We start from the raw sequence: 12,021 nt of genomic DNA on the forward strand, positions 1-12,021 counted from the left end.
ATGACGAAAGATTTTAAAGGTAAATTATTTGTGTTTTCAGCACCTTCGGGCTCTGGTAAAACTACTATTGTACGTCATTTATTAAAACAAGAACGTTTTAATTTAGAGTTTTCAATTTCTGCCACTTCTCGTGAACCGAGAGGAGAGGAAAAAGACGGAATTGACTATTATTTTATCTCAGCAAAAGAATTTATTCAAAAAATTAAAAATGATGAGTTTTTAGAGTGGGAAGAAGTGTACCGAGATAATTTTTATGGTACGCTTAAAACAGAAGTTGAGCGTATTTGGGCAAAAGGAAAACACGTAATTTTTGATATTGATGTTGCTGGCGGATTACGAATTAAAAAGAAGTTTCCGGAAGAAACATTGGCTGTATTTGTAAAACCACCAAGCGTTGATGAACTTAAAATACGTTTAAAAAAACGTAGTACTGAAAGTGAAGACAAAATCAACATGCGAATTGCAAAAGCTTCAGTAGAGTTAGCAACAGCACCACAGTTTGATAAAATTATTAAAAACTACGATTTAGAAGTAGCTTTAAATGAAGCTGAAAATTTAGTAGCCAATTTTTTAGAGTTACCTACAAAAGCAAACTTCGAGGAAGAATAAATGAAAAACATCGGATTGTATTTTGGTACTTTCAACCCTATTCATGTTGGGCATTTAATTATTGCCAATCACATGGTAGAAAATTCTGATTTAGATGAAATTTGGATGGTGGTAACACCTCATAATCCTTTTAAAAAGAAAAATTCATTGCTTGATAATCACCATCGGTTTGAAATGGTGTACAAAGCAACCGAGGAATATGACAAAATCAAACCATCGGATATTGAATTTAAGTTACCACAACCCAATTATACTGTCAATACCTTAGCACATATATCAGAAAAGTTCCCAAATGTTAAATTTAATTTAATTATGGGAGAAGATAATTTGAAAAGCTTTCATAAGTGGAAGAATTATGAAGCTATTTTAGATGATTACGATATTTATGTATATCCAAGAATTTCTGACGGAATTATAGAAACACAATTCAACAATCATCCTAAAATTCATAGAGTAAATGCACCTATTGTAGAGGTTTCTTCAACTATGATTAGAAATGCCATTAAAGAAAGTAAAAATGTACGTCCCTTACTATCTGAAGAAGTTTGGAAGTATATTGATGAGATGAATTTTTATAAAAAATAGTTCTGCTATTTTTTCGTTGTATATTTGAAACTTAAACCAATTATTTGTGGCAAAAGACAACAAAAAAAGTAAACTAAAACAAAAACTAACCGATAAGTATAGGTTAGTTATTTTAAATGAAGATACATTTCAAGAACGCTTTTCATTAAAATTATCACGACTAAATGTATTTGTTTTAGGAGGTGTATTTTCTATTATCTTAATTACACTAACTACATTATTAATAGCTTTTACTTCTTTACGAGAGTATATTCCCGGATATTCATCAACAGAACTAAAAAGAAAAGCAACTAGACTTACATATGAATCAGATTCATTAAAAACCAAGCTTGCTATTCTAGAAAATTACGCTAAAGCTATTAAACCTGTTTTAACGGGAGAAATAGAGCCAGAAGATATTGATTCCGTTCAGGCAGAATCTCAGAAGAAAAGAATAGATGAATCAAAATTAAACGCTACTAAAACCGATTCTTTGTTTAGAGAACAAGTAGAAGATGATGATTTGTTTCTGTTCACTAATGGAGCTAATGATAAAGCAAATATTGTGTTTTTTGCACCAGTTACGGGTAGTATAACCCAAAAATTTGATGCAGTTGAAAAGCACTATGCTATTGATATTGTTGCAAAAACAGATACTCCGGTAAAAGCTGTTGCAGACGGAACAGTAATTTTTGCAGAATGGACAGCAGAAACCGGTTACGTTATTATGGTGCAACATTCTAGCGAGTTTGTTTCAGTTTACAAACACAATGGTAATTTGTTAAAAAATCAAGGAGATTTTGTAAAATCTGGTGAAGTAATTGCAAGTGTAGGTTCTACAGGAGAATTGACTACAGGTCCGCATTTACATTTTGAACTTTGGAACAACGGTTATCCAGTTAATCCTGTTAACTACATAGATTTTGAATAATAACAGAGTGCTTTTACACTCTTTTTTTTAATAAGATACATAGATAATGAGCATTAAATCGTTAATTGCTATTCCATTTGCTAAATCGGTGCGAAGAAGTGTATATCGATGGGCAAATAATCCACATAAAACTCAAGAAAAAGTTTTTCAATATTTAATTTCTGAAGGTTGCAAAACAGCCTTTGGTAAAGACCATGATTTTGTATCAATTAATAATTATGAAGACTTTAAAAAACGAGTTCCTATTAATGATTACGAAGGATTAAGACCGTATGTAGATAGAATTCTTACGGGAGAAGAAAACGTATTGTGGAAAGGAAAACCTATCTATTTTGCAAAAACATCAGGAACCACATCCGGAGCAAAATATATTCCTATTACTAAAGAATCTATGCCAACACATATCAAAGCAGCTCGTAATGCTTTGTTATTTTACATTGCCGAAAAAAACGATGCTAGTTTTGTAAATGGTAAGATGATTTTTTTACAAGGAAGTCCTGTGTTAGATGATAAAAACGGAATAAAATTAGGACGTTTAAGTGGAATTGTTGCACACTATGTACCTAATTATTTACTTAAAAATCGTTTCCCAAGTTGGGAAACCAATTGTATTGAAGATTGGGATACCAAAGTTGATAAAATTGTTGAAGAAACATTACCTGAAGATATGACCGTGATTAGCGGAATTCCGTCTTGGGTACAAATGTATTTTGAAAAGTTGATTGAAAAAACTGGCAAAACGGTTTCAGAGATCTTTCCAAACTTCAACTTCTTTATTTACGGAGGCGTAAATTTTGAGCCTTACAAGAACAAATTTGAAGCTTTAATTGGTAAAAAGATCGATTATATTGAGCTATACCCAGCTTCTGAAGGTTTTATTGCATATCAAGATTCCCAGCAAGAAAAAGGAATGCTATTACAGTTAAATTCTGGTATTTTTTATGAATTTATTCCTGCGGAAGAATTCTTTGATGAAAATCCAACTCGTATTTCATTGAAAGATGTAAAACTTGGAGTGAATTATGTAATTATATTAAATACTACAGCAGGACTTTGGGGCTATAATATTGGTGATACAGTTGAATTTACCTCGTTAGATCCTTACAGAATTAAGGTAACTGGACGAATTAAACATTTTATTTCAGCATTTGGAGAGCATGTAATTGGTAAAGAAGTTGAAAAAGCCTTGAATGGTGTTATTGTGGGTACAGATGTAAATGTGAGTGAGTTTACAGTGGCTCCACAAGTAAATCCGGAAAGCGGATTACCCTATCACGAATGGTTTATTGAATTTGAAAATGAGCCTGAAAATCTTGAAGAAATGGCATCAAAAATTGATGCTTCTATGCAAGAACAAAATATTTATTATCAAGATTTGATTGATGGTAAAGTATTGCGTCCGCTTATCATCCGAAAGGTAAAAAAAGGAGGGTTTCATGAGTATATGAAATCGATTGGCAAGTTTGGAGGTCAAAATAAAATTCCGCAATTATCAGATAATCGTAAAATTGCAGATGTTTTGCAAAACTTTTTAGTAGAATAAAAAATGAAAATTATCTCAACAAATATTGGCAATAAAAAAGAAATCAACTGGAAAGGAAAGTTGGTAACTACCGGGATTTACAAATTTTCGGTAAAAGATCCTATATTTTTAGATATTGAAGATGTAAGAGACGATTCAATTTGTGACAGAAAATACCACGGTGGTATTGATCAAGCAGTGTATGGATATTCACTAAAACATTACGATTACTGGAAAGAGTTGTATCCGAATTTAGAATGGGAGTTAGGTATGTTTGGTGAAAACCTAACGATTGATGATTTAGATGAAAGCAAAATTCATGTTGGTGATACATTTAAAATAGGAGAAGTGGTTTTAGAAGCAACCAAACCACGTCAACCTTGTATGAAATTAGGTGTTCGGTTCAATAATATGAAAATTGTTAAACAATTTTGGCAACAAGATTATCCGGGAGTTTATTTTAAAGTATTACAAACGGGTTATGTAAAAGCAGGTGATACTTTAGAACAAATAAAAAGCTATCCTAAAAACAAAACCATTGCTGAGGTTTATCAATCTAAAAGAGAAGAAAAAGGAGAAAACTAATTAATTCTCTTTTTCTAATTCCAATACTTTTTCAATCATTTTATCGTCTAAATGATTGATTTTATATAAACCTTCATCATCAAAAAGCTCACGAGCAATTGAAATTTTCAAAAATTTACGCAGTTTATCTTTTGTTCTTTGAGAAGGGTTGAAATCTTTAAGTTTAGACAGAAATTTGTTTGATACTGAATTGTCGCTATCAAAATCTTTTATAAAACCATTGATGTTATAGTTTTTTAATTTTCTTCTGTTTTCGTCAACATACGTAAACGCAAAATCATTTAACGGCTTAAAAAAGATAGCTGGTAAATAATCGGTAGTATCAATAGCTACAAATACATCGGGAATGATTCCGCCACCTCCATAAACTGTTTTGCCCTTTGGAGTGGTGTATTTTAAGCTATCAACAGTTTTTATACTGTCTTTATTAAATAGTTCTCCACTTTGATAACGTTGGTGAATATCATCATCATAAGAGTCGTTTTGAGAATCTTCAGCAAAATAAGCAGTAGCATCTTCCTCATCAGTTAATGATTTGTATGGTTTTTGAATAGAACGTCCTGTAGGAGTGTAGTAACGTGCAGTTGTTAAACGAACCGCAGAACCATCACCTAATTCCATTTCTTCTTGCACTAAACCTTTACCAAAAGAACGTCGACCGATAATAATTCCTTTGTCATTATCTTGAAGTGCACCCGCTACAATTTCTGATGCAGAGGCTGAATTTTCATCAATTAAAACGTACAATCCGCCTTTTTCAAAATCACCTTCATCTGTAGCATAAGATTTATTAACTCTGCCTTTATTGTTTTTGGTAAAAACAATCAATTTTCCATCTTCTAAAAACTCGTCAGCTATACTATTGGCAATATCAATATAACCGCCACCATTACCACGTAAGTCTAACACTAAATCGGTCATACCATTGTTTAACAACTTATTTAATGAGGTTTTAAATTCATCATAAGTATTACGGGCAAAGCGATCTAATTTAATATACCCAACACTGTCATTAAGCATATAGGCTATATCTACACTCTTAATATTTATTTTATCTCGTGTTATAGTAACATTAAAAATACTATCATTGCTTTTTCTGTATAGTTGTAATTTAACGTTTGTGTTCGGTTTTCCTTTTAAAATTTTAAGAATTTGATTACTCCTTAGTTTTTTTCCAAATAATGTGTCTTTATCAGCTAGTAAAATTCTGTCTCCAGCTTTGATTCCTTTTTTAATACTTGGACCACCTTTTATAGGCTGAATTATAGTAATAGAATCATTTATCATTCTAAATTGTACACCAATTCCCACAAAATTACCTTGCATACTTTCTGTAATTGCTTGTAGGTTTTCTTTTGGGATATACACAGAGTGAGGATCTAACTTATCTAAAATTTTGGCAATAGCTTCGTCTAACAATTCATCTGTATTTACATCGTCTACATAATCATGTTGAATGTAATTGATCAATCGTTTTATTTTTTGTTCTTTGGCAGAACTTTGAATTAATGGTATAGGAGCACTAGCGTTAAAAAACGTTCCTAATAGTATTCCAAAAACCACGGCTATGGCTAAATATATGGGTAAGTTATTATTGTTCATTTGGCAAATAAATAAGTTCTACACCTGCTTTTTCTAAAAATTCTAATCCGGAAATATCTTTGTATTTATTAGCATATACTACTCTTTTTATACCTGCTTGATGTATAAGTTTACTACATTGTTGACAAGGAGATAATGTTAAGTAAAGAGTGGCTCCGTTACATGATTGTGTTGAGTTAGCTACTTTTAAAATAGCATTAGCTTCTGCATGCAAAACGTACCATTTGGTATATCCTTCTTCATCTTCGCAAGGGTTTTCAAAACCTGTTGGAGTTCCGTTAAAACCATCAGAAATAATCATTCGGTCTTTTACAATAATAGCTCCAACTTTTTTGCGCTCACAATGAGATAATTGCCCCCATTCAAACGCCATTTTCAAATAAGTTTTAGCGTATTTTAGTTCTTTCTGCGTCAAATTTTTAGGTTTATGTAGCTAAAATAGTTAGAAATTAAGTGTAATTACGTTAATTATTTACCAAAAAACACGATCAATCATCATTTGTATTGCAAATCCAATTACGATGGATGAAGCTACTAAAATCCAATCTCTTCTATTTACTCCAAAAATTGATTGAACTAATGCGCCAATTAATAAAATAGCAACAACAATAATAATTTGTGCAGCTTCTACTCCCACAGCAAATTCTAATAAAGGCACTAATTTATCAGAGCTTTTTCCAATCATCATCTTAAAATAATTAGAAAAACCAAGTCCGTGAATCAATCCGAAGAACAAAGCAAAAAATAAATTTTGATTTTCTTTACCAACAGATGCTTTTCTGGCTGTTAATACATTCATTAATCCTGTGATAAAAATAGTTAGAGGAATCAAAAATTCAACTAGAGCAGCCCTAACGTTTAAAATACCATAGGCAGAAAGCGCTAAGGTTAAGGAATGTCCAATAGTAAATAATGTAATTAACCATAAAACTTTCTTCCATTGTTTAAATTGATATACTACGGCTAATACAATTAAAAATAAAATATGGTCATAGGCTTTAATGTCTAAAACATGAAATAAGCCCATTTTAAAGTAGAAAATAAATTCGTTCATAGAGAGGGATTAAATTTTAATTTGTCTGTCTATTTGTTGATCCAAAGATATAAATGTTTCTGTTCTTGAAACACCTTTTATAGTTTGAATATCTTTATTAAGTAAGTGCATCAAGTCTTCATTGTTTTTACACATTATTTTAATAAAAACGGCATAATTACCCGTGGTGTAATGGCTTTCAACAACTTCTGGGATTTCTTTTAAGCGTTTTATTGCTGAAGAATATAAACTGGCAGAATCTAGAAAAACTCCTACAAAAGCGGTGGTGGAATACCCTAAAGCTTTTGGATTCAGTACCATTTTGTAGCCATCAATTAAATCAGATTCTTCTAATTTTCGTAACCGTTGATGAATGGCAGCACCAGAAATACCTACTTCACGTGCAATGCTTAATATAGGGGTTCGAGCATCTTCAACCAATCTTTTGATGATAATTTTATCAATACCGTCTATTTTAAGTTTTTTGTTCATATTCTCTTTACATAAGTGATAAAAGTAAAAAAAATCCACTCAATCGAGTGGATTTTTAGTCTTTAATCTTATCTTTAAAAGTCTTGTTTCTCAACTAACAATACTCTTCATAAGCTTGTGCTAAATTCTCAGCAATCATTTCAGCAGAACGACCTTCAATATGATGACGCTCTAACATGTGCACTAATTTTCCGTCTTTAAACAACGCAATAGCTGGCGATGATGGAGGAAAAGGAATCATATACTCACGTGCTTTGGCCGTTGATTCTTTTTCAACTCCAGCAAAAACAGTTGTTAAGTTAGCAGGCTTTTTGTTTGCTTTTAAAGAAGCAATAGCTCCTGGGCGTGCTGTACCTGCGGCACAACCACAAACAGAGTTTACCATTACTAACGTAGTTCCTTCTTTTGCTAAAGCATTGTCAACATCTTCAGCAGTATATAATGCGTCAAAACCAGCGTTAATTAATTGGTCGCGCATTGGTTTTACTAATTCTTCTGGATACATAATAATTCAAATTTTATCAAAGCAAAGATACACCAAACACAACCACTAAACAAGTCATGAAAAATTAATAAAAACAAAACATTAAAGAAAAGGTAAATAGATAATAAAGTAATAATCTCATTATCTTTGAAGCTTTTAAATAAAATTATGAACGGAATTTTTCTTATACTGATTTTACTCTTTTTCCTTTTTAAATTTTTCGGATCAGCATCTACAACTATATACACTAATAGAGGTCCTGGAGCTTCAAGAAGATCTTCTTATGACCGTCCGGAAGATTTTGAAACCAGTTTACTTGTTTTGGCATCAGTAATTATAAAAGCTGATGGATATATTAATAAAGTTGAATTAGATTATGTAAGGCAGTATTTTGCTAATACCTACGGTAAAGATAAGGCAAACAGAGCATTTGCTCAGTTTAGAGAAGTAATGAAAGAAAGAATTTCTACTCGTGAAACATGCGCTAGAATTGGTCAGTTCATGCCTTACGGTGCAAGAGTACAATTGGTAAAATTTTTATTTGGAGTAGCGTATTCAGATGGTCAAGTAACACCAGCAGAAGAGCTGGAGATTAGAAAAATTGCAAGTTACATGTCTATAAGAATGCAAGATTATTTGTATTTGCGTTCTCTTTATTATCAACAAAGACAAAGTCAGTCAACAACCTATTCACAAAATTCAGACTATGAATATGAAGTGTTAGGAGTGTCAGAAAAAGCTACAGATGATGAAATAAAAAAAGCATATAGGAAGTTAGCAAAAAAATATCATCCAGACCGATTAGAAAATGCATCAAAAGAAGATAAGATAGCCGCCAAAGAGAAATTCCAGAAAATACAATCGGCCTATGAAAAAATAAAAGAACAAAGAGGGATGAGTTAACTCATCCCTCTTTGTTCTTTTTAAACCAAAGTAAAATGCTTTTCGTCGACATATAAATGCATTTCACAGAATAATAAGTAACATTCAACCATTAATTAAAAATATACTTCACAAGTTCAATAATTTTAGTTTTTATATTAATTAAGGTCTATTATTTACAAATAAAAAATTAAAAGTAATTACATTAATTATTTTTAATTATATTTATACTTGTGAAAATAAGATACTTAAGCTAAGGAAATGATTTACATAGTGGGGGAGAATTGCTATTCTTTATAGAAAATATAAAGTGTGGATTAGGATACTTTTCCCTATGAAATAAATATTAACCTAAAGTTAAAATAACAATAGGCAAAATTATTGTTTTATGGAGCAAAAGTATACTCGTAAAAATGTTAAAGCGTCTATAATTTGGTTGCTTTTAATAGTTTTATTAAATCCAACCATAGCAAGCGCTAATTATTTACTTTCTAAATCACTAAAAGATTCTTTATTACATACAGTTGTAAAAAGCAAAACACCTTTCAAAGAAAAACCTAATAAGCTATTTTATGAGTTTAATAAGATAAATGATTCTGAAAATTTAAAACTTTCAAGGAGCATTAATTCTTTTGCTTTACCAACAATAGATTTAAATGGGTCAGGAGCAGGAACAGACTATACCTATACGTTAGAACCAACAACTACAAATGTTTTTCCATTAACAGATGGTGCAACAGTTACCTCAGACACAGGTATTGTTACTGCAACAATTAATTTTACAGGGATACTTGATACACCCAATGAAGAGTTACTGGCCATATATAATGGTTCTGGGTTTAACCTTTTTTATTTTAATCCAACCCTTGATACCTTTCTTTATAGTATAGGAGGCTCAGTAATAAGAGTTACTCAAAACACAAATACAACCTTTACCATAACAGAGAATTCAGGCGGTATAATTTCAAATGCCGAATTTGAAACTTTTCTATCACTTTTATATTATGGAGATTTAGCAAATCCATACTCTAATGGTGATAGAGTAATGAGTATAACTATACAAGATGGCAATGGAGATACAGCAAGTGCACAAACAACAGTAAGAGTGCATACAACAAACATTGTTGATGATGTTAATTCTGTTTCTGCAAGTAACACAGGTGTAATTACGGGGAATGTGCTAACTAATGATAGTACTTCAGCTTCTCCACTAATAGTTGATGATGTAAACTTATATTCAAGTGTTATAGGATCCACATATTCTACTTTATATGGTACAATTACAATGCAAGCAAATGGAAGCTATACATATGATGTTGATGAAACAAACCCAACTGTAACAGGTCTTAGAGATGGAGAAATAATTCAAGATATTTTTTCTTATACAGCAGTAAATTCAGTAGGAGCCTCAGATTATGGAATACTAGAAATAGATATCACTGGGGTTACAGAGCCACCAGTAGCACAAGATAATACCAATACCGTAACATTTAATGTAAATAATAGCACTACAGGAAATGTAATTACAGATGATGGTCCGAGCGGAGCAGATGCTATAGATAGAGGGTTGTCAACCTTAACATGGGAAAATGAATTTGCTAATTTTGAAGCTGTTGGAGGTCAAGTTAAGGTGGTTAATGGGGTAACACTCAATTTTACTACAGAAGATATAAATTCAATTGGTACTATAGATAATCAGGTTGTATATTATTCTACAAATGGAGGTCATTATGGTTATTTACTTTATAATATTGATCCAGCAACCAATATTCCGGGAGCAACAACAGATTTAACAATTGCCTTTAGTGAACCGGTTTATAATCTTGGATTTTTATTAGTTGATATAGATTATTCCCAAGCTACTTCTTGGCAAGATCAAATTAGAATTGAAGGAAGTTTGTCGGGCACAGCATCTGCTTTTACCTATGTAACTACTGCAGATGTTAATGATTCTGGAAACCCTACTTTTTATGGTACTGGTGTTGCACCACCTGAAGATGCAACAGGTAATATTAATGTGTTTTTTACAGAGCCTATAGATCAGCTAAAACTTATATATAGTTACGGGCCTAATGTAACAGATCCAGACCCAGGAGGACAAATAGCTGGAGTATCTGATATTTTTTGGCAAGACCAATCTTCTGTTTTAGTAATAGAATTAGAAGGAAATGTAGTACCCCCTGCTACAGGTTTAACTTATGTAGGAACATATGGTACAATTACCATTAATTCAGACGGAACGTATAGTTATACCCTAGACATAGCAAATACAGATGTAAACAACCTTGAAGCGGGTCAAACATTAACAGAAACATTTAATTATGTAATTTTTGATGGACTTAATTCAGATAATGCGAACTTAATTATAACAATAAACGGAACTAACTGTACGGCATCATTACCTTCTAGTGAACCTGATGCATGTGTCAATACAGTTATGACAAATATTACACATACAACAGCGGGAGCTACAGGTATAGCAAATGACGGAGTTTCAGGAGCTAACGGATTGCCAGCTGGTGTTAGCGCTACATGGAATGCTGATACTATTACAATTTCAGGAACTCCATCTGCTGTAGGAGTTTTTAATTATACCATTCCCTTAACAGGAGCATGTACTTCGGGTGAAGCAACCGGTACTATTACGGTTAATGCGTTACCCACAGCAGGATTAAGCAGTAGTGACGCAGACAACACGATCTGTGCGGGAGAAAGTGTGACCTTTACGGGTACGGGAGGAGATGTGTATGAGTTCTTTGTAGACGGAGTAAGCGTACAAGCGGAATCAGCTACAGCTACCTATACGACTACAGGCTTAAGTAATGGCCAAGAGGTAACGGTTCGCGTGGTAAATACCACCACAGGATGTGAGTCTTTAAGTACGGGAATCACCACGACGGTCGATGCGTTGCCTACGACAGCGGCAGCAGGCACCGACCAAACCCAATGTAACACCCCAGGGTTTACCATGGCAGCCAATACGCCTACGGTAGGTACAGGAATATGGAGTATTGTCAGTGGAACGGCAACGATTGCCGATACGAGTTCCCCTACTACAGGAGTGACGGTAGCGGCAGGCGATACGGTGACTTTACGATGGACGATCAGCAACGGAAGCTGTACCGATAGTACGGATGATGTGGTACTGACCAACGATGCGTTGCCTACAACAGCGGCAGCAGGCACCGACCAAACCCAATGTAACACCCCAGGGTTTACCATGGCAGCCAATACGCCTACGGTAGGTACAGGAATATGGAGTATTGTCAGTGGAACGGCAACGATTGCCGATACGAGTTCCCCTACTACAGGAGTGA

General features: G+C 33.0%; 12 protein-coding genes. 7 read left to right on the forward strand and 5 right to left on the reverse strand.

Translation table 11 applies throughout. From position 1 onward, the window contains the following. Genes gmk through SLH33_RS07545 form a run of 5 tightly spaced genes read left to right on the forward strand, consistent with a single transcriptional unit; the run spans position 1 to position 4,211 of the window. Positions 1 to 609: a guanylate kinase gene (gene gmk, locus SLH33_RS07525; RefSeq protein ID WP_320418468.1), complete on the forward strand. Its 609-nt coding sequence runs from the start codon at positions 1 to 3 to the stop codon at positions 607 to 609. Beyond that, a complete protein-coding gene (gene nadD, locus SLH33_RS07530) occupies positions 610 to 1,194 on the forward strand; it encodes a nicotinate (nicotinamide) nucleotide adenylyltransferase (RefSeq protein ID WP_320418469.1) in 585 nt (194 codons plus the stop codon). A gap of 46 nt (positions 1,195 to 1,240) precedes the next feature. After that, entirely contained in the window at positions 1,241 to 2,104 is an 864-nt protein-coding gene (locus SLH33_RS07535; RefSeq protein WP_320418470.1) for a M23 family metallopeptidase, read from the forward strand. 46 nt (positions 2,105 to 2,150) lie between these two features. After that, positions 2,151 to 3,647: a GH3 auxin-responsive promoter family protein gene (locus tag SLH33_RS07540; protein ID WP_320418471.1), complete on the forward strand. Its 1,497-nt coding sequence runs from the start codon at positions 2,151 to 2,153 to the stop codon at positions 3,645 to 3,647. 3 nt (positions 3,648 to 3,650) lie between these two features. Then, positions 3,651 to 4,211: an MOSC domain-containing protein gene (locus SLH33_RS07545; RefSeq protein ID WP_320418472.1), complete on the forward strand. Its 561-nt coding sequence runs from the start codon at positions 3,651 to 3,653 to the stop codon at positions 4,209 to 4,211. Here the strand turns inward: SLH33_RS07545 and SLH33_RS07550 are convergent, their stop codons facing one another. The 5 genes from SLH33_RS07550 to SLH33_RS07570 all read right to left on the reverse strand — a co-directional run bounded on the left by SLH33_RS07550 (position 4,212) and on the right by SLH33_RS07570 (position 7,843). Beyond that, positions 4,212 to 5,813, reverse strand: coding sequence for a S41 family peptidase (locus tag SLH33_RS07550; RefSeq protein ID WP_320418473.1), 1,602 nt, complete (start codon positions 5,811 to 5,813; stop codon positions 4,212 to 4,214). Continuing rightward, positions 5,803 to 6,228 carry a dCMP deaminase family protein gene (locus SLH33_RS07555; protein ID WP_320418474.1) on the reverse strand — a complete coding sequence of 142 codons (426 nt, stop codon included), beginning with the start codon at positions 6,226 to 6,228 and terminating at the stop codon, positions 5,803 to 5,805. The genes SLH33_RS07550 and SLH33_RS07555 overlap by 11 nt, the downstream gene beginning before the upstream one ends. 57 nt (positions 6,229 to 6,285) lie before the next feature. Then, positions 6,286 to 6,867: a HupE/UreJ family protein gene (locus SLH33_RS07560; RefSeq protein ID WP_320418475.1), complete on the reverse strand. Its 582-nt coding sequence runs from the start codon at positions 6,865 to 6,867 to the stop codon at positions 6,286 to 6,288. 9 nt (positions 6,868 to 6,876) lie between these two features. Beyond that, complete coding sequence (locus SLH33_RS07565) at positions 6,877 to 7,338, reverse strand: Lrp/AsnC ligand binding domain-containing protein (RefSeq protein WP_320418476.1); 462 nt, start codon at positions 7,336 to 7,338, stop codon at positions 6,877 to 6,879. A 94-nt stretch (positions 7,339 to 7,432) separates the two neighbouring features. Beyond that, positions 7,433 to 7,843: a BrxA/BrxB family bacilliredoxin gene (locus SLH33_RS07570; RefSeq protein ID WP_320418477.1), complete on the reverse strand. Its 411-nt coding sequence runs from the start codon at positions 7,841 to 7,843 to the stop codon at positions 7,433 to 7,435. Between the two features lie 147 nt (positions 7,844 to 7,990). On the opposite strand from SLH33_RS07570, the gene SLH33_RS07575 reads away from it, so the two are divergent. Both SLH33_RS07575 and SLH33_RS07580 read left to right on the forward strand, forming a co-directional pair. Continuing rightward, positions 7,991 to 8,725: a TerB family tellurite resistance protein gene (locus SLH33_RS07575; RefSeq protein ID WP_320418478.1), complete on the forward strand. Its 735-nt coding sequence runs from the start codon at positions 7,991 to 7,993 to the stop codon at positions 8,723 to 8,725. A gap of 367 nt (positions 8,726 to 9,092) precedes the next feature. Further along, positions 9,093 to 12,021: VCBS domain-containing protein (locus SLH33_RS07580; RefSeq protein WP_320418479.1), on the forward strand; the 2,929-nt coding region annotated here is incomplete at its 3' end.

The sequence above is a fragment of the Tenacibaculum sp. IB213877 genome, from assembly GCF_034043975.1.
In the GTDB taxonomy this organism is placed as follows: Bacteria; Bacteroidota; Bacteroidia; order Flavobacteriales; family Flavobacteriaceae; genus Polaribacter.